The sequence below is a fragment of the Paenibacillus sp. FSL F4-0236 genome, from assembly GCF_038000135.1.
Taxonomy (GTDB): domain Bacteria; phylum Bacillota; class Bacilli; order Paenibacillales; family Paenibacillaceae; genus Paenibacillus_AQ.
On the sequence record NZ_JBBOBK010000001.1, the window covers coordinates 774149 to 797624 of the forward strand.

The 23476-nt window shown below is 46.2% G+C and carries 22 protein-coding genes and 1 other annotated feature; of the genes, 21 read left to right on the forward strand and 1 reads right to left on the reverse strand.

Going from position 1 to position 23476, the window contains the following annotated elements:
- The first annotated feature begins 17 nt into the window (after positions 1 to 17).
- From mraY to NSQ29_RS03620, 21 genes are all read left to right on the forward strand, one after another.
- Positions 18 to 983 (forward strand): phospho-N-acetylmuramoyl-pentapeptide-transferase, encoded by a 966-nt coding sequence (mraY, locus tag NSQ29_RS03520; RefSeq protein ID WP_042190854.1) that lies wholly within the window; start codon positions 18 to 20, stop codon positions 981 to 983.
- A gap of 3 nt (positions 984 to 986) precedes the next feature.
- Positions 987 to 2408, forward strand: a complete 1422-nt coding sequence (gene murD / locus NSQ29_RS03525) for a UDP-N-acetylmuramoyl-L-alanine--D-glutamate ligase (RefSeq protein WP_149647593.1) — start codon at positions 987 to 989, stop codon at positions 2406 to 2408.
- A 54-nt stretch (positions 2409 to 2462) separates the two neighbouring features.
- Complete coding sequence (spoVE, locus tag NSQ29_RS03530) at positions 2463 to 3560, forward strand: stage V sporulation protein E (protein WP_042130238.1); 1098 nt, start codon at positions 2463 to 2465, stop codon at positions 3558 to 3560.
- 5 nt (positions 3561 to 3565) lie between these two features.
- Positions 3566 to 4678, forward strand: a complete 1113-nt coding sequence (murG, locus tag NSQ29_RS03535; RefSeq protein WP_042190850.1) for an undecaprenyldiphospho-muramoylpentapeptide beta-N-acetylglucosaminyltransferase — start codon at positions 3566 to 3568, stop codon at positions 4676 to 4678.
- 308 nt (positions 4679 to 4986) lie between these two features.
- Positions 4987 to 6270, forward strand: a complete 1284-nt coding sequence (gene murA, locus NSQ29_RS03540; RefSeq protein WP_042190848.1) for a UDP-N-acetylglucosamine 1-carboxyvinyltransferase — start codon at positions 4987 to 4989, stop codon at positions 6268 to 6270.
- Positions 6271 to 6333: 63 nt separating this feature from the next.
- Positions 6334 to 7104, forward strand: a complete 771-nt coding sequence (locus NSQ29_RS03545; RefSeq protein ID WP_042190846.1) for a cell division protein FtsQ/DivIB — start codon at positions 6334 to 6336, stop codon at positions 7102 to 7104.
- 344 nt (positions 7105 to 7448) lie between these two features.
- Positions 7449 to 8711, forward strand: a complete 1263-nt coding sequence (gene ftsA / locus NSQ29_RS03550; protein WP_042190844.1) for a cell division protein FtsA — start codon at positions 7449 to 7451, stop codon at positions 8709 to 8711.
- Between the two features lie 61 nt (positions 8712 to 8772).
- Entirely contained in the window at positions 8773 to 9894 is a 1122-nt protein-coding gene (gene ftsZ, locus NSQ29_RS03555) for a cell division protein FtsZ (RefSeq protein WP_042130228.1), read from the forward strand.
- 345 nt (positions 9895 to 10239) lie between these two features.
- Positions 10240 to 10386 carry a hypothetical protein gene (locus NSQ29_RS03560; protein ID WP_223179028.1) on the forward strand — a complete coding sequence of 49 codons (147 nt, stop codon included), beginning with the start codon at positions 10240 to 10242 and terminating at the stop codon, positions 10384 to 10386.
- 143 nt (positions 10387 to 10529) lie between these two features.
- Positions 10530 to 11477 (forward strand): sigma-E processing peptidase SpoIIGA, encoded by a 948-nt coding sequence (gene spoIIGA / locus NSQ29_RS03565; protein WP_042194361.1) that lies wholly within the window; start codon positions 10530 to 10532, stop codon positions 11475 to 11477.
- Between the two features lie 91 nt (positions 11478 to 11568).
- Positions 11569 to 12291: an RNA polymerase sporulation sigma factor SigE gene (gene sigE, locus NSQ29_RS03570; protein WP_028530613.1), complete on the forward strand. Its 723-nt coding sequence runs from the start codon at positions 11569 to 11571 to the stop codon at positions 12289 to 12291.
- A 78-nt stretch (positions 12292 to 12369) separates the two neighbouring features.
- The gene (sigG, locus tag NSQ29_RS03575) at positions 12370 to 13152 is read left to right on the forward strand and encodes an RNA polymerase sporulation sigma factor SigG (protein WP_036683631.1); all 783 of its coding nucleotides are present in this window, start codon (positions 12370 to 12372) and stop codon (positions 13150 to 13152) included.
- Between the two features lie 209 nt (positions 13153 to 13361).
- Complete coding sequence (locus NSQ29_RS03580) at positions 13362 to 13706, forward strand: YlmC/YmxH family sporulation protein (protein ID WP_076284758.1); 345 nt, start codon at positions 13362 to 13364, stop codon at positions 13704 to 13706.
- Between the two features lie 133 nt (positions 13707 to 13839).
- Positions 13840 to 14697, forward strand: a complete 858-nt coding sequence (pgeF, locus tag NSQ29_RS03585; protein WP_340972166.1) for a peptidoglycan editing factor PgeF — start codon at positions 13840 to 13842, stop codon at positions 14695 to 14697.
- 3 nt (positions 14698 to 14700) lie between these two features.
- On the forward strand, positions 14701 to 15387 hold the full coding sequence (locus NSQ29_RS03590; RefSeq protein WP_042190837.1) for a YggS family pyridoxal phosphate-dependent enzyme: 687 nt from the start codon (positions 14701 to 14703) through the stop codon (positions 15385 to 15387).
- 11 nt (positions 15388 to 15398) lie between these two features.
- Positions 15399 to 15839: a cell division protein SepF gene (locus NSQ29_RS03595; protein ID WP_042190833.1), complete on the forward strand. Its 441-nt coding sequence runs from the start codon at positions 15399 to 15401 to the stop codon at positions 15837 to 15839.
- A 34-nt stretch (positions 15840 to 15873) separates the two neighbouring features.
- Positions 15874 to 16113, forward strand: a complete 240-nt coding sequence (locus NSQ29_RS03600) for a YggT family protein (RefSeq protein WP_042194359.1) — start codon at positions 15874 to 15876, stop codon at positions 16111 to 16113.
- Between the two features lie 9 nt (positions 16114 to 16122).
- Positions 16123 to 16905, forward strand: coding sequence for a YlmH family RNA-binding protein (locus NSQ29_RS03605; RefSeq protein ID WP_042190831.1), 783 nt, complete (start codon positions 16123 to 16125; stop codon positions 16903 to 16905).
- 227 nt (positions 16906 to 17132) lie between these two features.
- Entirely contained in the window at positions 17133 to 17645 is a 513-nt protein-coding gene (locus tag NSQ29_RS03610; protein ID WP_042130215.1) for a DivIVA domain-containing protein, read from the forward strand.
- Positions 17646 to 17886: 241 nt separating this feature from the next.
- Positions 17887 to 18161, forward strand: a binding site (T-box leader).
- Positions 18162 to 18547: 386 nt separating this feature from the next.
- Positions 18548 to 21640: an isoleucine--tRNA ligase gene (gene ileS / locus NSQ29_RS03615; protein ID WP_341124375.1), complete on the forward strand. Its 3093-nt coding sequence runs from the start codon at positions 18548 to 18550 to the stop codon at positions 21638 to 21640.
- A gap of 335 nt (positions 21641 to 21975) precedes the next feature.
- Positions 21976 to 22266 carry a DUF5665 domain-containing protein gene (locus NSQ29_RS03620; RefSeq protein ID WP_371915735.1) on the forward strand — a complete coding sequence of 97 codons (291 nt, stop codon included), beginning with the start codon at positions 21976 to 21978 and terminating at the stop codon, positions 22264 to 22266.
- Positions 22267 to 22694: 428 nt separating this feature from the next.
- Here the strand turns inward: NSQ29_RS03620 and NSQ29_RS03625 are convergent, their stop codons facing one another.
- Positions 22695 to 23420, reverse strand: a complete 726-nt coding sequence (locus NSQ29_RS03625) for a TraR/DksA C4-type zinc finger protein (protein WP_341124376.1) — start codon at positions 23418 to 23420, stop codon at positions 22695 to 22697.
- Positions 23421 to 23476: the final 56 nt, after the last annotated feature.

A 23476-nucleotide genomic window follows, 5' to 3' on the forward strand; every position in this document is an offset into this window, starting at 1 on the left:
ATGGAGGGGGTGCACCCATGGATTATCAACTATTGTTATTGACTATTGCTGTTTCCTTTATCCTTGCGGTCATTGCCGCTCCGCTCTTCATTCCGCTACTGCGCAGGATGAAATTCGGACAGCAGGTGCGAGATGACGGACCGCAATCCCATTTAAAGAAAGCGGGAACGCCGACGATGGGCGGTATCGTAATCATCGTGGCTTTTACATTGGCTTATCTGAAATTTTCCGTGGTGAATAACGATTTCTACGTACTACTAGTGGCTACGCTTGGTTTTGGACTGATCGGATTTTTGGATGATTATATCAAAATCGTATTCAAGCGTTCTTTGGGCCTTACGGCGCGTCAAAAATTGTTCGGGCAGCTGTTGGTAGGTGCTGTGATGTGCGGTCTGCTGATTTCTGCAGGACATAGCACAAGTATCAGCGTTCCAGGTACTGATTTCAGCTTTGACTGGGGCGGCTTTTTCTACTATCCATTCATTATTATTATGATGATGGCAGTAACGAATGCTGTTAACTTTACCGATGGAGTAGATGGTTTGCTGTCTGGTGTAAGTGCTATTGCTTTGGCAGCTTATGCTGTTGTAGCGATGCAGGCTACGTCAATTGCAGCTGGCGTGTGTGCAGCGGCAATGATCGGGGCCGTTCTTGGATTTCTGGTCTTTAATGCCCATCCAGCTAAGGTGTTCATGGGAGATACCGGTTCATTTGGTATTGGCGGCGCGATAGGTGCGATTGCGATTGTCACAAAGAGCGAACTGCTGTTTTTAATTATTGGCGGTGTGTTTGTGGTGGAAATGTTATCTGTCGTGATACAGGTGGTTTCTTTTAAAACCCGTGGCAAACGTGTATTCAGAATGAGCCCGATTCACCATCATTTTGAACTTGGTGGCTGGTCGGAATGGCGTGTGGTAATTTCGTTCTGGGCGGTAAGCTTGATATTAGCCGCTGTTGGACTATTTATTAGCAAGGGGTTGTAGCGAATGAAACATCCAGATATGTATCGTGGTGAAGAAGTTGTGGTTCTTGGGCTCGCAAAAAGCGGTGTCCAGGTTGCTAAAGTGCTGCATGATCGAGGCGCTGTAGTTACGGTGAACGATAAAAAGGAAAGAGATCAAAGTCCCGAAGCTTCCGAATTGGAATCTTTGGGAATTTGTGTTATAAGCGGTGGGCATCCGGATGGACTGATTCATGAAGGTGTAAGTCTGGTCATTAAGAATCCAGGCATTCCTTATTCTGCGCCTCCTGTGCAAAAGGCTCTTGAGCTTGGCATTGAAGTAGTTACAGAGGTAGAGGTTGCTTACCGTCTTTGTGCAGCGCCGATGATTGGCATCACGGGATCCAATGGCAAGACGACAACGACGACCTGGGTAGGTCAAATGCTGGACGCTGCAGGTATGAATCCGATTGTTGCAGGTAACATTGGCACGCCTCTCTGTGAGGCTGCGCAAGAAGCTACAGAGGATAACTGGATGGTGGTCGAACTCAGCAGCTTCCAGCTCAAAGGTACGGAGACTTTCCGCCCCAAAATAGGTTGTTTGTTGAATATTGCGGAGACCCACCTGGATTATCATGGGAGCATGAAGGATTATGTCGATTCCAAAGCAAAGCTGTTCGCCAATCAAGTAGATACGGATACGGCTGTGCTGAACTGGGACGATCCTTTTTGCCGGGAACTTGTGCCGTATATGAAAGCTACTATTCTTCCGTTCTCTATGTCCGAGGAGCTCACTCATGGTGTGTTTGTTAGCCCATCCTATATTACGGGTCAAGATGACGATCTGAAGCGCCGCATCATCTATCGCGAATCTGCAGACCAAGAAACAATCATTGCTGATGTAGATTCCATTAGTATTCCGGGACGTTTCAACGTGGGAAATGCACTGGCTGCATGTGGAATTGCCATTGCTGCTGGAGCTGACCCCTCTTTATTGGGTGAAGTGCTTGCTTCATTTCGCGGTGTGGAGCACCGGCTGGAGTATGTGGCTGATAAGGCTGGAGCCACTTATTATAATAACTCCAAAGCAACAAACTCCAAAGCGACGATTATGGCATTAACGTCCTTTGAGCGCCCTGTAGTGCTGATCGCTGGTGGATTAGACCGTGGTTCCGATTATTTGGAGCTGCTGCCTGTCCTGAGCGGTCGTGTTAAAGCGCTAGTGGCGTTAGGAGAAACTAAGGACAAGCTAACGAATGTAGCGCAGCTGGCAGGATTAAAGCAGATTATCTCCGTCGATAATGGGGAGAGTGCCGCTGCCGTGCTTGAGCAAGCTGTGCAGGAAGCTTCCGCTCTGGCGGAAGAAGGAGATATCGTTCTTTTGTCTCCTGCCTGTGCGAGTTGGGATATGTTTACATCCTATGAAGAGCGCGGGCGTATTTTTAAAGAGGCGGTGCATAACCTTTAAGTAGGGGGGTGGATAAGCCCCATCCCTACTACGGATGCAAGAGGTGTGCTTCTGATGAACAAAACTCGTCATGCTCCCGATATTTGGTTGCTGATTCCTATTCTATCTTTGCTGGTGATCGGCATGGTGATGGTATACAGCGCCGGGTCCGTTCTGGGCTTCCGCAATTATGGAGATTCGTTTTACTTTGTAAAAAGACAGCTTTTGTTTGCAGGACTAGGATTAGTCGCAATGTTCGTTACGGCGAATACCGATTACAGGGTGCTGAAAAAGCTGGCTAAGCCGGCACTTCTGATCTGCTTTTTCTTACTTGTTATTGTGCTTATCCCTGGTATTGGTGTAGTACGCGGGGGAGCGCGCAGCTGGCTAGGAATTAGCTCCTTCGGGATCCAGCCTTCCGAATTCATGAAGATGGGGATGATTCTATTCTTAGCCAATTGGCTAGGAAAAGAGGAATACGACATCACTTCCTTCACACGCGGCTTGCTCCCACCACTTGCGCTCATTGGGTCAGCCTTCGCGCTGATCATGCTCCAGCCGGATTTGGGTACAGGTACCGTCATGTTTGGTGCAGCCTTGATGATGGTCTTCACAGCAGGGGCTAGAATGAAGCATTTACTTTCACTTGGAGTAGCTGGTGCGGCAGGGTTTGTTGCTTTGATTGCAGCAGCGCCTTACCGGTTGCAGCGGATTACCGCTTTTCTTGATCCTTGGTCCGACCCCCTTGGTGCAGGCTACCAGATCATTCAGTCGTTATATGCGATTGGTCCTGGTGGGCTCGGTGGCCTTGGATTAGGAATGAGTCGGCAGAAGTACAGCTATGTACCTGAGCCACAAACAGATTTTATTTTTTCTATATTGGCCGAGGAGCTGGGGTTTATCGGTGGTTTGGCTGTGTTGATCCTATTTCTTATTCTAATCTGGCGCGGGATGAAGGTGGCGATGAGTCTGCCTGACCGTTTTGGAAGCTATCTGGCCGTTGGCATCGTCTGTATGGTGGCTGTGCAAGTCATTATTAATATTGGTGTTGTTATTGGTCTAATGCCTGTAACGGGCATCACGCTTCCTCTGATTAGCTATGGCGGATCTTCACTTACACTGATGCTAACATCCCTTGGCATTCTATTGAACTTATCCCGTTTTGCGAGGTGAAAGAGATGCGTATCGTATTAAGCGGCGGAGGCACGGGTGGACATATCTATCCTGCGGTCGCTGTTGCTAGGCAAATGGAGTTGGAAGATAGCAAATCTACCTTCCTGTATATTGGTGGAACGCGTGGCTTAGAGAGCAAGCTTGTCCCTCAAGAGAATATCCCTTTCAAATCTATTGACATCACTGGTTTTCGGCGCAAGCTATCCATAGACAATGTCAAGACCGTGATGCGTTTCTTGAAGGGTGTCAAGGCTTCCAAAGAGATGTTAAGAGAATTTAAACCAGATGTTGTGATTGGAACAGGCGGTTATGTGTGTGGTCCAGTCGTTTATGCTGCATCCCGGTTGGGCATCCCTACATTGATCCATGAACAAAATGCCATACCAGGTCTAACCAATCGCTTTCTGAGTCGGTATGCGAGTACAGTTGCCGTAAGCTTTGAAGGAACAGAGTCCTCTTTTCCGGGCAGCAAAAATGTGATCTATACTGGCAATCCACGTGCCACAACAGTTACTACAGCAAGTCCGCAACGTGGATTCGCATCGCTGGGGATTTCGGATGGCAGTACTGTTGTTTTGGTGGTTGGTGGCAGTCAGGGAGCTAAGGCTATTAATAGAGCCATGATTGAAATGGCCCCTAAAGTGGGTAAGGGTAATGGTGTTCATTATGTGTATGTTACAGGTGAACCTTATTTCGAAGAGACTCGGGCGGAATTGCGTCAAAAGCTGGGTAGCATACCAAACTGGTTGCATGTCCTTCCTTACGTTCATAATATGCCAGAGGTGTTGGCTTGTACCTCCTTGATCGTTAATCGGGCGGGAGCCTCTTTTCTCGCTGAGATTACAGCGCTGGGTATTCCCTCTGTACTCATTCCATCTCCTAATGTGACGAATAACCATCAGGAGGCGAATGCAAGACAGTTGGAACGTGAAGGTGCTGCTGTGGTGCTGCTTGAGAAAGATTTAAACGGCACGGCACTATATGAGGCGGTTCAAAAAATCATCGGAACTGAAGCCGTGCGTGAGCAGATGTCCGTGGCCTCCAAACGACTCGGCAAAAGAGATTCTGCGGCAGTAATCACAAGCGAGCTCCGAAGACTTGCGGGTAAGAAGTCTTAAGATATCATCGTTTTCCATGCGGGTTTTCCTTATTGGCAGCTCTCTGTCACACACTTGGAGGAACGAACATAGGATAATCCTATAATCGTGACAATCACCCAGGACACTTCCAAACCTGAGATGTAGTGCAGGATATTCTTGAAATATAAGAAAGTATAAGTTTCACGTTATACATTATCCTTATATTTCTCGCTTAAACGCCTATCGTCCTTATAAAGGACGCCGAAGACGTTTATACTTGTACATTTCATATGAGCTTGTAACGGAAGTGTTTGTGGTGGGTGAGCGGTAATCTCGGAGGTGATACATTGGACAAATTGGTGATTGAGGGTGGAAGTCCCCTGTCAGGCACCATTCGTATCCATGGAGCAAAAAATGCGGCGCTGCCGATTCTAGCGGCAAGCCTGCTGGCCGAAGGAGTTCACTCACTGCATAATGTGCCGAAGCTGCTGGACATCGAGACTATGCTAGACATCCTAGATCGGCTGGGCTGCAGGTGCGTGCATCAAGAGGATACGGTGACGATAGATACGTCTGCCGTCGGGACATCTCATATCCCTGAGGATTTAATGCGGCAGATGAGATCTTCCATTTTTCTAATGGGACCGCTGTTATCCAGATTTGGAGAGGTAACGATCTATCAGCCTGGGGGCTGTGCGATCGGAGAGCGTAAAATCGATCTTCATCTACAGGGACTTAAGGCGTTAGGGGCGGAGATCGAAGAGAGCAACGGAAGAATATTCTGTCGGGGTTCTAAGCTTATAGGGAGTGATATTCATCTCGACTATCCAAGTGTAGGAGCAACGGAGAATATTATGATGGCTGCCGCAAAGGCAGAGGGAACAACAACAATATCGGGGGCAGCGAGAGAGCCGGAGATACAGGACCTACAGCAGTTTCTAAATAGCATGGGTGCTCAGATTATCGGTGCAGGTACGGACACCATCACAATTCAAGGGGTGAAAAACCTATATCCCTGTACGTACGAGGTGATACCTGATCGGATTGTGGCTGGAACCGTAATGATTGCTGCGGCAGCTACACGAGGAAATGTGACTTTGACACATGCCAATGCGGGGCATCTGACTTCGCTTATTCATGTGCTCAAGCGGGCTGGTGTTCAAATCACAGTGTGCAATGATATAATTAATATCAGTTGTATGGGGCGTCCACGTGCTGTTGAGAGAATTGTGACTTCTCCTTATCCTTCTTTCCCAACCGATCTGCAATCTCAGGTCATGGTGCTGTTGTCTCTCGCTGATGGCTTCAGTGTAATCAAGGAGACGGTGTTTGAGGGACGATTCAAGCATGTTGAAGAAATGGCGCGGATGGGCGCTGATATTTCTATTGATTTGAATCGTGCGTTTATTCGCGGCGTTCAGAGATTGTATGGTGCTACTGTGGAAGCTACTGACTTGCGTGCAGGTGCGGCTCTGGTCATTGCTGGGCTTGCTGCACAAGGGACTACAGTCGTTGAACAAGCACACCATATTGACCGCGGGTATGATGGAATAGAGAAGCTGTTTCAGAAGCTTGGCGCGCGTATAAGCCGCAAGGTACCCGTACCGGATCCACTTGATTTGGCCAATTAAAGCTCCCTGTCTCCTTCAGTTCTACCAAGGAAGGAGACAGGGCCTTATTACGGAGATATGAGAATGACAACAACCCGATTACCTCTTCTTAAAGAGGACAAGCCTAAGAAAAAAATGAGCCGTAAGATTACGGCGATCCTGCTGCTACTGTTCACTGCGCTTCTTGCTGTGATTTTTTTCAGATCGTCTATTAGTCACATTACAGTGATAGATTTTCAGGGAAGCAAGTATTCTACTAGTGAGGAATTACTCTCGCAAAGTGGAATTCATATAGGTGGACAATTCTTTGCCGTTTCTACGAAGTCTGTGGAACAATCTTTGCTGGAGCTTAAGACGGTTAAGGCTGTGGCCGTAAAGAAGGATTTCCCCGGGGTAATCACAGTGAAGATTGAAGAATTCCCTGCGGTGGCCTATGAACTGGAACAGGGCGGCATCTTGAAGGCGATTCTGTCGAGTGGAGCAGCGGTGACTGTTAATGAGACTGGTATTGCTGTAGAGAAACCTATATTAACCAACTGGGATCCAGCTGATCCTAATAAGGCTATCCTATGCCAAACGCTTGGAAGCATTTCTAATGAATTGACAAGTGATATCTCTGAGATTGTTCCCTCGCCAACCTTATCATTTCCGGATCGTATCAAGCTCTATACTAGATCCCGTTTCGAGGTGATCACTTCCATCTCTTTATTGAAGAGCAAAGTGTCATACTTGAATCAGGTAATTGAGACAAAGGAGCCTGGACTTATCACGATGCTTGAAGCTGACTCGTATGTTCCTTTTCAGGTCGAAAGTGAGGAGCAAAAGGGCGATGAGCAAAAAGATGTGCAAGAGTAGAGTAGAGGTAAATAGTCCCTACTAATAGAGTTCAAAAAATGCTACAATCGGAGTTACGGGCAAGAAGCTATATCCCTCTTTTTTCTTCGATTTTTTTGAAATATAATCTTTTATATGGTTAGTAATAACCAAATAGGTATATATTTCTTGTGATAATTATCATTCTTATAAAAAATTATGAGTAACTAATCACATTTAGGGATGTTGGAATATTATTCCGTTCAAAAAATTTGTAGAAAAAAGAGGGAAAGGGTTAGGTATGTTGAATATGTACAGAGAAGTTTCCCGGGACCGGGATAAGATTATGCAAATTATTTCGATTATAACAGGAGGTGCCATAGGACTTGAGCAACAATGACATCATTGTTAGTTTGGACATCGGTACATCCAAAGTTCGGGCAATAATTGGGGAAGTTACCAATGGAACCTTTAATATTATTGGCGTTGGATCTGCTGATTCGGAAGGAATACGTAAAGGCGCGATTGTAGATATCGACCAAACTGTGCAATCGATCAAAAGTGCTATAGATCATGCAGAGCAAATGGTGGGTATTCAAATATCAGAAGTTTATGTAGGCATTTCCGGTAATCATATTGGCCTGCAATCCAGCCACGGTGTCGTGGCCGTTCAGAATGAGGATCGTGAAATCGGTGAGGATGATATCGATCGCGTTATTAAAGCTGCGGAAGTCATCGCTATGCCTCCGGAGCGAGAAGTGATTGATGTTGTTCCTAAACAATTTATCGTCGATGGTCTCGAAGGTATTCAGGACCCGCGCGGGATGATTGGTGTTCGTCTAGAAGTGGACGCAACCATCATTACGGGTGCTAAGACGCCAATACATAATCTACTACGATGTGTTGAGAAATCAGGGCTGAAAGTGAAGGATCTTGTGCTGATGTCTCTTGGTGCTGGTGGATTGGCGCTGTCCAAAGACGAGAAATCGATGGGATCTGTTCTGGTTGATATCGGGGCCGGGTCGACAACGATAGCCATATACGAAGAAAGTTCCCTTTGTGCAACCTCTACGATTCCGATCGGCGGAGAATTTGTAACTAATGACATTGCATACGGACTACGTACACTTACTGATCAAGCGGAGAAAGTAAAGCTAAAGTATGGTTGCGCATGGATTGACGATGCAGCCTCTGACGTTGTCTTCAAGGTGCTGCGCATTGGCAGTAATGTAGAGAAGGAATTTAACCAAGAGGATTTAGCGGCAATTATCGAACCACGGGTGCAAGAAATCTTCCATCTGATTAAACAGGAAGTGAAACGGCTTGGTTACAGTGAACTACCTGGAGGTTATATATTAACGGGTGGAACTGTTTCGATGCCTGGCGTATTAAAGGCGGCTCAGACTGAACTGGCTGCATCTGTACGCATCGCTGTACCGGATTATATCGGTGTACGGGACCCTGGGTTTACCGGAGGTGTTGGTATCCTGCATAATGTTGTCCGTAGCTTCCGTGGAAGAAGCAGTGGTGGAAGCAGCAACAAAAAGACGGTCAACCGGAGTAAGCAGAACGCCACTCCAAATCAGGAAACGGTTCAGAAGACCGGGTTTGTCGAGCGTCTAAAGAACATGTTCAGCGAGTTTATATAAGTGTAAGTCCAGATATACTTGGACCGGCCATCCAAGCACATTGAGGGGGAGATGGAACAATATGTTAGAATTTGATTTTGAAATGGAGAGCTTGGCGCAAATAAAAGTCATCGGCGTAGGCGGCGGAGGTAGTAATGCTGTCAACCGGATGATTGAAAATGGCGTTCAGGGTGTAGAATTTATTACGGTTAATACAGACGCCCAAGCGTTGCATATGGCCAAATCGGAGCACAAGCTGCAAATCGGGGACAAGCTGACCCGCGGGTTGGGTGCAGGAGCTAATCCTGAAGTCGGTAAGAAAGCAGCGGAAGAATCCCGTGACTTGATCTCTAATACCCTTAAGGGCGCAGATATGGTGTTTGTTACTGCAGGGATGGGTGGCGGTACAGGAACAGGTGCAGCACCAGTTATAGCTGAGATTGCTAGAGAGTGTGGAGCCTTGACTGTGGGGGTAGTTACTCGCCCGTTCACTTTTGAAGGAAGAAAACGTTATAACCAGGCAATGCTTGGAATCGAAGCTTTGAAAGAAAAAGTCGACACGCTAATCGTCATTCCAAATGACCGTTTGCTTGAGATCGTTGATAAGAAAACACCGATGTTGGAAGCTTTCCGTGAAGCAGATAATGTTCTCCGGCAGGCTGTTCAAGGTATCTCTGACCTAATTAAGGTTCCTGGTCTGATTAACCTTGACTTTGCGGATGTAAAGACGATCATGACAGAGCGCGGTTCAGCGCTTATGGGTATTGGTATTGCAAATGGTGAGAACCGTGCGTCTGAAGCAGCACGTAAAGCCATCATGAGCCCACTCTTGGAAACGTCTATTGAAGGCGCCCGCGGCGTAATCATGAACATTACGGGAGGATCCAACCTCTCTCTATATGAAGTTAATGAAGCGGCTGAGATCGTTACATCCGCCTCTGATCCTGAAGTGAATATGATCTTTGGTGCGATTATTGATGAAGGCCTGAAGGATGATATCAAAGTAACAGTAATTGCTACTGGCTTTGAACATAAACCATCGCCTGAAACTCCAGGACGTCGTCCGGTCTCGACGAATAACGAGCCTGCGGCAGCACCGGATAAGAGTTCAGCTAATTTACGTCCTTTCGGCAATCAGAGTTCTTCTGACCAGCTCGATATTCCGACGTTCCTGCGTAATCGTACTCGGGGCAACAATGACTAATTAAATAGAATCAAGATTATACGAGAACACCGTATCGCTTAGCTGATTAGCTATAGCGGTACGGTGTTTTTTTTGCGTAAATGCAATAAGGATCAAGCAAGACTATGAACGACACTGTGTAGCTCCAAGGGGGTGATGGTTGACTAAGTAGTTACAGTAGGTGGTAACTGGTAGTCGGAGAGCGGCAACCATTAACCATCAGATAATCCTGCAAAAATACAGTATTTAATAATAAGTAGATGGTTGAAGCGTTGATTCCTGCGAATCTGCAGTAATTCCTGCGCCAAATAAAGATTTCTAGCCAAAAGTGAGGATAATCCTGTATATTTGCAGTTTTTGGACTTCATGAAGCGGAGTTTTGCACAAAAAGTTGTATATTTGCAGGATTCCTCTATTCCATTAAATGATCCAGCGAATGATGGAGCGAATGACGCAGTGAATAAAAGATATAAGAAATTCCATAAAGAAGGAATAAATCCCCACGCGCTATAACTCGACAAAAAAACCGTAAGAATGCCCCCCAAGTTTAGACAGACTTTGAATGCGAGACTTTCTATACTAATCATATCGTCCAAAAACAGAGCCTGATCCAATTTGGCTAGAGGATAGATTCCGCCATTAAGCAGGTGAATGCACTGGTTGTTTATATTGACTTGATATTCGCCGCCAATCTAGTGATCGACGGAATTCTTTTGTGGCTGACAGGCTGGATGGTTAAGCTGAGAATCTCATGGTGGCGTTTAATCCTCTCAGCTCTCGTTGGCGCACTGTATGTAGTGATGATGTTTGTACCGGAGCTGTCTTTCATGTATACCTTCCTTATCAAGTTTGGATTGTCGGTGGTTATGTTATGGATTGCCTTTGGTTTTGGGAGTCTGCAAAGCTACCTTCGCACTATGGGAGCTTTCTATATTATCAATTTTGCAGCCGCAGGTGGAATTGTTGGTATTCACTATTTGCTGCAGAGCTCCAGCGACATTTGGAATGGTATTATGTTCACTGCTTCAGGAGGGCATGCCTACGGCTTAAAGATCGGCTTTTGGTTTGTCATTGCAGTATTCCCCCTGGTGTTAATCTGCTTCAAGGCAGTGCATTCTTCACGAATCAGAAGGGAGCAGCTTGAAACCTATATCGGTGAGGTGGTTGTTGAAATTGATGGTGTAAGTGTTTCCTGTCCTGGCCTGCTAGACACAGGTAATCGTCTCTGTGATCCTTTGACCCGCATACCGGTGATGGTGATGGAATCGACGCTCTGGGAGGGGCATCTGCCTGCTGCATGGAAAGGGAGACTCACTCAGGATGGTGCGGACAGACTTTTGCTAGAAACGGACGGGCAGTCGTTTGCTTGGCAGGATAGGATGCGACTAGTACCTTACAGGGGGATTAACCGAGGGGCATCATTTATGCTCGCACTGAAGCCAGACCTTGTGACGATAAAGCTCGGTGAAGATATCTTTTATAGTAAAAGAGTCTTAATTGGGCTGGATGGCGGGACGCTCTCAGGAGATGGAGCCTATCGGGCGGTCATACATCCGGATTTAACTCAAAAAGAGAGCGCCACTGATGCAGCACTACCTTCCTAATCTTTAAAGCTAGCTGAACCAAACTTCTGATGGCTGAAAGCGGTAATTAAAAGCTTCATACGCTAACCGTGTACTTCTTGGAGGAGGAACAATAATGGTCAAATGGAAAATTGCTCTGCAGCTGCAATATTACCGCATGCTGTTTCTACTGGGGCTGAAGAGTCAGGAAATCTATTATATCGGCGGGAGCGAGGCTCTACCTCCACCGCTGACACGGGAAGAAGAAGAGTATCTGCTTCAGCGGCTATCTAGCGGCGATGCTGCTGTTCGTGCGATGCTGATTGAGCGTAACCTGCGCCTCGTAGTGTATATCGCTCGTAAATTTGAGAATACCGGAATCAATATTGAAGACCTGGTTTCGATAGGGGCTATCGGATTAATTAAGGCGGTTAACACTTTTGATCCCGAGAAAAAAATAAAACTAGCAACATATGCATCACGTTGCATAGAGAATGAAATTTTGATGTATTTGCGGCGTAATAGCAAGACACGGAGTGAGGTTTCTTTTGATGAGCCTCTTAATATCGATTGGGATGGTAATGAGTTGCTGCTCTCAGATGTTTTAGGGACGGAAAATGATACCATCTATCGGAACATTGAAGAACAGGTCGATCGCAAGCTGCTGCAAAAGGCGCTGGAAAAGCTGAGCGAACGGGAAAGACTCATTATGGAGCTGCGTTTCGGACTGCGTGGGGGCGAAGAAAAGACGCAAAAAGATGTGGCGGATCTGCTCGGCATTTCCCAATCTTACATCTCTCGTCTGGAGAAACGAATTATTAAGCGGCTGCGTAAGGAGTTTAACAAGATGGTGTAAGGTGAAATTAGCAAGGAATAAAATGGCCAACCCGGGAGATAATGTACAGTAATGTTTCTCCTTGGGAGGTAAATCATCATGACCCGAAATAAAGTCGAGATTTGCGGTGTGGATACTGCTAAGCTGCCTGTTCTAACGAATGTGGAAATGCGGCAACTGTTCACTTCGCTGCAGCAGCAGGGCGAGCGATCCGCCAGAGAGAAATTGGTAAATGGTAATCTTAGGCTCGTTCTAAGTGTTATCCAGAGGTTCAATAATAGGGGAGAATTTGTTGACGATTTGTTCCAGGTGGGCTGCATCGGTCTGATGAAAGCCATCGATAATTTCGATTTATCACAAAACGTTAAGTTCTCCACATATGCGGTTCCGATGATTATTGGTGAGATCCGCCGTTACTTGCGTGATAACAATCCGATTCGAGTATCGCGTTCACTCAGAGACATTGCTTATAAGGCGCTGCAGGTACGCGATAGTCTGACCAATCAGAATTCGCGGGAACCGACGATATTCGAAATCTCTGAAGCACTTGGCGTACCGAAGGAAGATGTAGTCTTTGCCCTTGATGCTATTCAGGATCCAGTGTCCTTATTCGAACCGATCTATCATGACGGTGGCGATCCTATTTATGTAATGGACCAGATTAGCGATGATAAGAATAAGGATGTGTCGTGGATCGAAGAAATCGCCTTACGTGAAGCGATGCGTAAGTTAGGTCAAAGGGAGAAACGAATTTTATCCATGCGGTTTTTCGAAGGGAAAACACAGATGGAGGTCGCAGATGAGATTGGTATCTCACAGGCACAAGTCTCACGTCTAGAGAAATCTGCGATTCAGCAAATGCAAAAGCATGTGAAGTCTTAAATCGTCTGAAATGAGGAGATATCCAGAATCCCTGATACGGATTTTGGGTGATCTCCTCTTTTTACTGTTTCAGGAATTATATTGAGCCCCCGCAAAGTACCTTGGTAAGCATCTAAGCATAGCCTCACTTTGTGGGGATATTTCATGCATGTGGCCAAGCTTTCATAACATATATTGGACTATAGGTCTGATTGTACAGGGGTGGTGAGATGAACGAGGATTATTTAGGATCAGCCAAAAAAATGAAAATCTCTGATTTTCAGACTAAGGACGTTATTAACATTGTGGACGGCAAGCGGCTGGGCCAAATCAGTGACTTAGAGCTTGATTTACGCCGAGGTGTCATTGATGCAATCGTAATTCCCGGATACACTCGGTTTATGGGGTTGTTCGGAGGCGGAACCGATCTGATTATTCCATGGCGAAATATTGTCAAAATCGGGTCTGATGTAGTGCTTGTGAAGATTGAAGAATCAAGAATGCCTCAAGGGCAGGACGAACGAGAAACGATGTATTTGGAACGAGGGGACCGAGGCGAACGGCGCACTTATTAATTAGGTGCGTTTTTTGTTTTTTATAAAATGATTCGAAATGGCATGGCTTAAAAGTTAGTAAATTTAATGTTCTAGCTTAAGCGGCATTTTGTAGGGGTATTTACATGTGGTACACTAAGGCGGAGGTGAGGATATGGAACCGTTTGTGCAGGGGAAGGAAACACTTATGCTGCTCCATCTGGAGCCTTGGCGTGTGAAGCATAAAGAAATTACAGCAGGTTTTACGGGTAGACAGGGAGGGGCTAGCAAAAAGCCTTATGACAGCCTGAATTGTGCATTTCATGTTGGGGATGCTCCGGAAGATGTCTTAACGAATCGTAGGGCGCTTGCGAAAGCTCTTGATTTCAAACCTGAAGCTTGGACCTGTGGAGAACAAACCCATGGAGCAGAAATAGCAGTGGTAAGGGAAGCCGATCGTGGGCGGGGTCAAAAGGATAGAACCTCGGCATTTCAGGCAACCGATGGTTTGCTTACGGATGTACCGGGAGTTTTTCTGACTTCTTTTTATGCGGATTGTGTACCCCTTTATTTTTATGATCCTGTGCACCAAGTCGTCGGTCTTGCCCATGCAGGCTGGAAGGGAACTGTGGCCCAGATTGCAGCCGCTATGGTGAGTAAAATGGAGACCATTTACGGAAGCCATGCGCAGGACATTATTGCAGCGATCGGACCATCCATTGGAGACTGCTGTTATGAGGTGGACGATTATGTGATGGAGCATGTTCATCGACTGGAAGGTGATCTGAGTAAACCAACAGAAACAGCCAGTACTGTGGAGCTGTACAGAACATCTGACACAGATGAGAACAAATACATGCTAAACTTGAAAGAAATGAATCGACGCATTATGATTAAAGCAGGAATATTGCCGACTCATATCGAATGTACATCTTGGTGTACAAGCTGTAATCAAGATTTGTTCTTTTCTTATCGTAAAGAAGATGGGGTTACAGGCAGGATGACGAGCTGGATCGGAATAAAGGAGAGTTGAAAGTTGGCTTTAACACTGCAGGAGAGAATTGCTGAGGTAGAGGAACGTGTAGCACGTGCCTGCGCGGCAAGCGGCCGGGATCGAAATGACGTCAAGGTAATTGCAGTGACGAAATATGTTTCTCTGGAAATGGTGTCCTCCGTATTGGAGGCAGGCCTGGAGCATATTGCCGAGAGTCGCTGGCAGGATGCTGAGCACAAATGGAAGGTTTTAGGGGACCAAGGGACATGGCATTTTATCGGGCATTTGCAGACCAATAAGGTTAAAGACGTTATTGGCAAGTTTCAATATATACACTCTTTGGACCGGATATCTCTGGCGCAAGAATTACACAAAAAGGCGATTGCCGCAGATCAAGAAGTGAATGTCTTTCTTCAAGTAAACATCTCTGGAGAAGATACGAAATTTGGTCTGTCGCCTGAGGCGGTACCTGGATTTTTGCGTGAAATTGCTAGTCTAGACCGTGTAAAAGTAATTGGACTAATGACGATGGCACCTTTAGAAGGTGATCCGGAGCTTACCCGCCCTGTATTTCGCGGACTTCGTGAGCTGCGCGATGAGCTCAATCAACTTGCTTTGACACCTGAACCGATTACGGAGCTATCAATGGGAATGTCGAATGATTTTGAAGTGGCGATACAGGAAGGAGCCACCTGGGTACGCCTAGGTACGGTGTTAGTAGGCCATTAGGAGGGATCGTGATGAGCGTTATGAACCGATTTATGAGTTTTTTGGGCTTGCAGGAGGAAGAAGAAGTTGTGGAGCGGGAGCAAATCCACGAAGAGGATGAGTATGAGCCAGCCCCTGTCGAAACCCGCAAAAATCAAAGGGGCAACGTTGTCAGTATCCATTCGCAGAAGAATGTAAAAGTTGTACTTTATGAGCCACGTTCGTACGATGAGGCTCAGGAAATTGCGGACCATCTCCGTTCTCACCGGACGGTAGTGATCAATCTTCAGCGTGTCCGTAATGATCAGGCAATGAGAATTATTGATTTTTTAAGTGGAACTGTTTATGCCCTTGGGGGAGGAATCTCTAAAATTGGGGGCAATATATTTATGTGCACGCCAGATACCGTTGAAATTCAAGGTGCCATTACGGAAATCCTAGGTGACGATCCAGACTATAACAGAATGAGGTGAATGAGCTTTGCCCCAAATTGATTACATTATTGATATGCTGTTTAATATTTATTTTTACATGATTATTTTCTACGTACTGATGTCTTGGTTACCAAACGTTCGTGAGAACTTTATCGGAGAACTGCTGAGCAAGCTTGTTGAGCCGTATTTGACACCATTTCGTCGGTTTATTCCGCCACTCTTTGGTACGCTTGATATTTCCCCGATCATTGCACTATTCGTCTTGGAATTTGCGGCAGGTGGACTCAAGTCCATTTTGCACTTAATTTTTTAGGCAGAAGTGATGAAGACAGAAGTTTACGGGCATTTTCATCCCGATGAAAGACAATTTGTGGACAAGGCTTGGGAATGGGTTACCCATGCTGGAGAATATCATGAGACGAAACTGACCGAATTTCTAGATCCGCGCCAAGGATTTATTCTGCAAAGTCTCGTCAATCGACATCCAGATGTTATCGTTAGATGGGAAGGCGGCCACCCTGAGGCAGAGCGGAAGCGAGCACTCATTGCGCCTGATTACCGTGATCTGGATCATGAGGACATGGAGCTGAGCGTTCTTGCGATAACCTCTGGTGAGCAAAAGTTTCTGGCGTTAGAGCATGGGGACTACATGGGCTCTATTCTGGGTCTTGGAGTAAAACGTGGAAAAATCGGTGATATTCATGTTCTGGACGATGGTTGTCATGTGGTAGTAGCTGCAGATATTGCAGATTATTTAGACATGAATTTAACTGGAGTACACCGAATACAGGTGAGCACGGAGGTATTGCCACTTTCTGCCTTGCGTAATAGTGAGGTGAAGCTGGAAATGATGGATTTGACTGTAGCGTCCCTACGATTGGATGGCATAGCCGCAGATGTAACACGGCTTAGTCGAAGCAAAATTCTTGCTCCCATCAAGGCTGGGCGCGTTCGGGTAAATTGGAAAGTGGAAGAAGACCCTTCCTGCGGACTTAAAGATGGTGACATGGTATCTATTCAAGGATTTGGTCGATTCAAGGTTCTAGAGGTTGGTAGTTTGACGAAAAAGGGCCGATACCGTGTTCAGGTTGGTAAATTTGTGTGAATCCCTTGCAGGAATCCGGCTTTACTTGTCGAAATTGATTATTTCGAGGGAATCAAACATTTTTAAAGCAGGACGCCGATATTTTATAAAAGAGGCGAACCATGAATGGCAGTTGGAACGTCGATACATCCTCTGCCTTTACTTGAAGTACAGTCTTTCTTCTTTGTCTGCTGCGCAGGTATGGTTCAGAGACTTAGAAGGTCCGAAATTTCTAGGAGGTGCACAGCATGCCATTAACACCGCTCGATATACATAACAAGGAGTTCTCTCGGAGACTTCGCGGTTATGATGAGGACGAGGTCAACGAATTTCTGGATCAAGTAATTAAGGATTACGAAAGTGTCATCCGTGAGAACAAAGAGCTGCAGAATCAGCTTTTGTCCATTCAAGAGCGTTTAGATCATTTTGTGAATATTGAAGAGAGTTTATCGAAAACGATCTTAGTCGCTCAGGAAGCGGCGGATGATGTGAAGAACAACTCCAAGAAGGAATCGCAGCTCATTATCAAGGAAGCGGAAAAGAACGCGGATCGGATTATTAACGAAGCGTTATCCAAATCCCGTAAGGTTGCTATTGAGACTGAAGAATTGCGTAAGCAAGCTTCGATCTATCGCACTCGTTTCCGCACATTGGTGGAAGCACAGCTCGAGCTGTTGTCACAGGATGACTGGAATGCCTTGGAGAGTCGTGAGGCAAGCGAGAACGTAACCTTTAAGGATGATGTTCTACATCGTATCTAATGCACTATGATGAATGAATGCTGCTTGAATTTATAGGGGGGAATTCCCTCTAATTTATAATTTCATGCTATAATCGGCTAAATAGAGGGAGTTATTCCCTCTATTTTTATTTTCCGCTAAAATCGATCATAATAAAGTATTCCGCCTGCACAGGTATACTCCTAATTGCGGATTTGGCTAGCGGTTGTTGACATTTAGACTTAAAAAGTCTATAAATAGAACATATCTGTATAATGTTTATATGTATTCGATGACGGGACAAGTACGACAAGGTAACGTTCTCCAGAGAGTCGGCGATTGCTGAGAGCCGATTGTTCGAACCCTGCCGGAAGATCTTCCCCTAGAAGTTAAGCTGAAGCGTTGATCGTGCGTAAGCTTAGCCGTCCGCCGGACGTTACACCGGACCTGTGCATGAGATTTACGCGCAGGACTGAGATTGTGCTGAATACACTCCCCTTAAGGATGTGCTCATGCGCAGAATTAGGGTGGTATCGCGAGCGTTGTCTCGCCCCTTTGGGGGTGGGATGACGCTTATTTTGTTGTTCCGGGGTGGCCATCCCCCTAAATCCCCCTTTCTAAGGGGGACCCCAAGGGCTGCCGCCTTCTGGACACCCGCAATGTAAAGCCTCGTGCAAACGGGTACGGTGGTGGAAGCGAACGGACTCATGTGGCTGAAGGAGCGGCCCTTCTTAGGCTCCCCTGGCGGGTTCGCCTGCGGGGCCTTCACTGCTAGAGCAGACCGGCGTTTCACTCGCCGGTCCCAGTGGCACCCCGAGCCAGTGCTGCCCTGCGGGATCGCAGCTCGGGTACCGAAGACAAGAGCTGAATGCGCCAGCTGAACCAGACTGCCCAAGGATCGAAAAGAGCTTTACAGACTAAACCATGAAAGGATTGACCATCACATGCAAAAAGTAGATGTCAAAGAAAAAGCGCGGGCAAGAGATGTCCGCATACTCAAGAAATGGAGCGACGAAAATACGTTCCGTAAATCGATGGAGAATCGTGAAGGACGTCCGAACTATGTATTTTACGAAGGTCCTCCAACAGCGAACGGTGCACCGCATATCGGGCACGTGCTGGGCCGTGTAATCAAGGATTTCATCGGTCGTTACCAAACGATGAAAGGTTACCGCGTGGTACGTAAAGCGGGCTGGGATACACACGGTTTGCCAGTAGAACTAGGCGTACAAAAGAAGCTTGGCATCTCCGGCAAACAAGAGATCGAGGAATATGGCGTAGAAAAATTCATTCAGGAATGTAAAGACAGCGTCTTCGGTTATGAGAAGCAATGGCGCGAGTTTACAGAGGGTATCGGATACTGGACGGATCTAGATAATCCTTACGTAACTTTGAATAACACGTATATCGAGAGCGTGTGGAACATCTTGGCTACTGTGCATGACAAAGGGTTGCTCTACCGCGGACACCGCGTTAGTCCTTACTGCCCAAGCTGTCAGACTACCCTAAGCTCCCATGAAGTAGCCCAAGGCTACAAGACTGTCAAGGATCTCAGTGCGACTGCAAAGTTTAAACTGGATGACAGTGGAGACTACGTACTAGCTTGGACGACTACACCTTGGACGCTGCCAGCACATATGGCGTTAGCCATGAACCCTGACATGGATTATGTACGTGTACAACAAGAAGACGGTATCTACATTGTTGCCAAAAATTTGGTGGAGGAAGTAATGAAAGGCGAGCACACAGTCCTTTCTACACATAAAGGTTCCGATTTTATCGGTAAAACTTACGCTCCTCCATTCGGATACATCAAGGCAGAGAAAAGCAATGTCATCGTAGGTGCTTCCTTCGTTACAGATTCCAGTGGTACAGGGATCGTACACATGGCACCAGCGCATGGTGAAGATGACTACAAGACTTGCCGCGAGAACGGCATCAGCTTCGTGAACGTAGTTGATAATTCCGGTAAGTATACGGATGTAGTGTCTGATTTTGCTGGACGCTTCGTGAAAGATTGCGATTTGGATATCGTTAAAGCTTTGTCTGAAAAAGGACTGCTTTACGGCAAAGAAAAATACGAGCACAGCTATCCGTTCTGCTGGCGTTGTGATACACCACTCTTGTACTACGCAACAGACAGCTGGTTCATCAACACTACAGCGATCAAAGATCAGCTGATTGCTAACAACAACAGTGTAGATTGGTATCCTGATCATGTACGTGAAGGCCGTTTCGGGAAGTTCCTGGATGAACTGGTGGACTGGAATATCAGCCGTAATCGTTACTGGGGCACACCGCTTAATGTTTGGGTATGTCAAGAAACGGGCAAAGAGTTCGCTCCACACAGCATTGAAGAACTGAGAGCGATGGCGATTGGCGATGTACCTGAGGATATCGAGCTGCATAAGCCTTTTGTAGATAAGATCAAGCTACGCAGTCCTTTCAGCGAAGGCGCAGAGATGGTTCGCACACCAGAAGTTATCGATGTTTGGTTCGATAGTGGTTCGATGCCATTTGCGCAAAGTCATTATCCATTTGAGAACGAGGATAAGCTGAATGATCAATATCCAGCGGATATGATCTGTGAAGGGATCGACCAGACACGTGGATGGTTCTACAGCTTACTAGCTGTATCTACCTTGTTTAAAGGTAAAGCTCCATATAAAGCTGTTATTGCTCACGGTCATATCCTTGATGAGAATGGTCAAAAAATGTCCAAATCAAAAGGCAATGTTATTGATCCTTGGGATATCATGAACGATTACGGCACGGATGCTTTCCGTTGGGCGATTCTATCCGATAGTGCACCGTGGAATAACAAACGTTTCTCTCGTGGTCTTGTAGGGGAAACCAAATCGAAAGTTGTAGATACACTGGTGAATACGCATGCGTTCTTGACGCTTTATGCCGGCATCGATGGTTATGATCCTGCCGATCATCCTTTTAAAGTATCGGAACATAAGCTGGACCGCTGGATTTTGTCCCGTCTGAACAGCTTGATTCTTTTGGTAGACAAAGGACTTGCAGTTAATGACTTCGTGAATACATCCAAAGGTATTGAGAACTTTATAGATGAGCTGAGTAACTGGTATATCCGTCGTTCCCGTGATCGTTTCTGGGGTAGTGGTCTAGGTGAAGATAAGCTGGATGCTTACCGTACACTGACCCATGTGCTTTTGAAGACAGCGTCTTTGATGGCTCCATTTACACCGATGTTGTCTGAAGATATCTTCACGAACCTTGGCGGCGGAGAAAGTGTGCATTTAGCAGATTATCCGGTTGCTGATGAGAGCTTGATCGATAAAGAGCTGGAAGAGGATATGGAAAGTGCGAGACAAATCGTTGAGCTGGCGCGTAACGTGCGTAACGAAACAGGCATTAAGAATCGTCAACCGCTGTCTGAGCTGATCGTTTCGATGAACCGTGACTTCCATTTGGCTGAGTATGAAGAGATCATCAAAGACGAGATCAACATCAAGAACATCGTGCTAGAGACTAGCGACAGTGGATTTGTTGACTTCACACTCAAGCTGAATCTTAAAGTTGCCGGTAAAAAATACGGTAAAAACGTCGGCTTCCTGCAAGGCTTCCTAAAAGCTTTGGACAGTGACTCTACCCGCAAAGCGGTGCAAGATGGCTCAATCGCGATTGCGACGCCAGAGGGAGAAGAACTGGTGATCACTTCTGAAGAGCTACTCGTTGAAAAAGAAGCTAAAGCAGGTTTCGCCGCAGCTTCCGGATATGGAATTACGGTTGCGCTCAATACCGAAATCACACCTGAGCTTGAACAAGAAGGCTGGGTTCGTGAGATCATTCGTGCGGTTCAAGATTACCGTAAACGTTTGGATCTGCCGATCGAGAAACGGATCGCACTCACGCTGAGTGTAGACGATGAGCTTAAAGCAGCAGTTACAGCCTTTGAGAATGTATTGCGAGACAATGTACTTGTGACTACGGTTGATTTTGGCGGAGAACACGCTTTTGAAACGGTAGATGTCGGTGGTAAATCCATCGGTATCCATATTGAAGTGTAAATCTGCATTACCTGTCCCAAAACAGCATATACTAGCGGCACAAGTGTAAACAGAGAACTTCTGTTTATGCGGGAAATATAGTCTTTATATTTCGCCCGCGAAAATAACGAGCCTCGTGCTCAAGGAGATGTATTCTCTTTGACCGGGCTCGTTTACTTTGTGGCGAATATAGACGTATGAGAGGAGCTGTGGCTGTGGAGGATCAGAAGAACAGAATCTCCGTCAAGACATCCGGCAACAAGAACAGCCCAGATAAGGGAGTGGAGAAAAAGGTTATTCCTGAGGAAAACCCTGAGCGTTTAACAGCAGATCATCGCAATCCAGAAGACATTCCACTGGAAGAAAAAATGAATACAATGTATCGATTAACCTTTGAATGGGCCCATATCTTAGAGAAATCACGAATTTATCAGTATACGGAGCTGTTATATTCACCTTGGACTCTAATTTGGAAAAATATTTTATATGGAGCGGCTCGTGGAGTAGGGATCGCGCTTGGCTTTACTTTTTTTGCGGCAACGATCATCTATGTTCTTCAGGTTCTTGGAGCCTTGAATCTACCGATCATCGGAGATTATATTGCGGATATTGTACGAATTGTTCAGCGTCAGCTGGAATTCAAATAGCTTTTTAAGGCGTAGCTGTCTTTACTTGGTTTGTAGGAGAGAGTGGGGTTCGGTCAATCTTCTTTGGTGGATTTATCCAACCTTGGACTTCTATGTTTCTCCCCAGTCCGTACCTTTCCTTTTTTAATCTTTGGAGAGGGCTGCGCTGCTTTTTTTCCTCGTGTAAGATGCGTAAGCCTCTCATTAATAATAAATATCGTCGGTCATCTTCATGACTGAGTTGCTGTACATTTTTAAAATAGTCGTGATTCACTTACGTTACACTCCTTGTATGTCGATTTCAGCATGCGTTAGATCAGTTTACCAGCTGAATCTGAACATTTTCTTAACAAAATGAAGTAGAGCTGAAAAAAACAAAAAAACAGCGGGCCATTCCCAATGAAACTGGAACCGCACGCTGTTCATTTTTCTTGTGGGGGACAATGCTTTTACTCCTCGCCTTCGAGCGGATCAAGCATGTAACTTCCCTCGCCACTATCCTTGTAACGCTCGTAGCTACGTCCCGGTACTACAACTATGTTGTTGCCTGTAATATCGGTGGCGATAAAGTTCTCCCAAGGCTCTACGCAGCCTTCAAGCTCATCGGCTTCAATCTCCATATCATTATAGGAGTCAATGTTGCTGCCCTCCGCCATGGCGGGGGAATCGGAGTTGCCATAGCTTTCTACAATCTGCCAGGCATCCTCACCGTCAAAGCCGTTTTGATCCTCTCGTTCATCGAGACTCGTACGCCCAAATGGAGGAGACAAAAATTCTTCTTCAATGGGCCGAGTAAAAGGTGCATTTTGACGTGGGGCGTGCTCTTTACAATAAAGCGTGGAGGGAATAGCGGATAGACGCTCAAAAGGGATCGGTTTACCGCTAGCCTTACATATCCCATAGGTGCCTTCATCCATAGCGTTGAGAGCAGCTTCAATATCATCCAGCTCATGCTCGTCCCGCTCTAGCAGTGAAATATCCATGGAGCGATTATACAAATCGGTGGCTGCATCGCCTGGATGGTTGTCATTCTCGGAAAGTTCTCCGGTGCCATCCCGCATGGATTCCTGTAAGCCGTAATTTTCATTATTCTGAAGCCTGTGCTGAATAGTATCACGGTCTTTTTCTAATCGGGCGCGTAGCTCTGAGAGCTGCTGTACTGTCAGGTGCGTCATGATGAGTAAGCTCCTTTCTGTACTTTTTTAAGAATCCTTCCGACAAACCGATTTGC

Excerpts from the sequence above, each read along its gene's own strand:
- pgeF (WP_340972166.1), top strand. The coding sequence starts at position 13,840 with ATGGAACCGTTTGTGCAGGGGAAGGAAACACTTATGCTGCTCCATCTG.
- spoVE (WP_042130238.1), top strand. The coding sequence starts at position 2,463 with ATGAACAAAACTCGTCATGCTCCCGATATTTGGTTGCTGATTCCTATT.
- NSQ29_RS03560 (WP_223179028.1), top strand. The coding sequence starts at position 10,240 with ATGAAGCGGAGTTTTGCACAAAAAGTTGTATATTTGCAGGATTCCTCT.
- NSQ29_RS03600 (WP_042194359.1), top strand. The coding sequence starts at position 15,874 with ATGCTGTTTAATATTTATTTTTACATGATTATTTTCTACGTACTGATG.
- sigG (WP_036683631.1), top strand. The coding sequence starts at position 12,370 with ATGACCCGAAATAAAGTCGAGATTTGCGGTGTGGATACTGCTAAGCTG.
- murG (WP_042190850.1), top strand. The coding sequence starts at position 3,566 with ATGCGTATCGTATTAAGCGGCGGAGGCACGGGTGGACATATCTATCCT.
- NSQ29_RS03580 (WP_076284758.1), top strand. The coding sequence starts at position 13,362 with ATGAACGAGGATTATTTAGGATCAGCCAAAAAAATGAAAATCTCTGAT.
- NSQ29_RS03610 (WP_042130215.1), top strand. The coding sequence starts at position 17,133 with ATGCCATTAACACCGCTCGATATACATAACAAGGAGTTCTCTCGGAGA.
- NSQ29_RS03625 (WP_341124376.1), bottom strand. The coding sequence starts at position 23,420 with ATGACGCACCTGACAGTACAGCAGCTCTCAGAGCTACGCGCCCGATTA.
- ftsZ (WP_042130228.1), top strand. The coding sequence starts at position 8,773 with ATGTTAGAATTTGATTTTGAAATGGAGAGCTTGGCGCAAATAAAAGTC.
- NSQ29_RS03595 (WP_042190833.1), top strand. The coding sequence starts at position 15,399 with ATGAGCGTTATGAACCGATTTATGAGTTTTTTGGGCTTGCAGGAGGAA.
- mraY (WP_042190854.1), top strand. The coding sequence starts at position 18 with ATGGATTATCAACTATTGTTATTGACTATTGCTGTTTCCTTTATCCTT.
- NSQ29_RS03545 (WP_042190846.1), top strand. The coding sequence starts at position 6,334 with ATGACAACAACCCGATTACCTCTTCTTAAAGAGGACAAGCCTAAGAAA.
- ileS (WP_341124375.1), top strand. The coding sequence starts at position 18,548 with ATGCAAAAAGTAGATGTCAAAGAAAAAGCGCGGGCAAGAGATGTCCGC.
- murD (WP_149647593.1), top strand. The coding sequence starts at position 987 with ATGAAACATCCAGATATGTATCGTGGTGAAGAAGTTGTGGTTCTTGGG.
- NSQ29_RS03605 (WP_042190831.1), top strand. The coding sequence starts at position 16,123 with ATGAAGACAGAAGTTTACGGGCATTTTCATCCCGATGAAAGACAATTT.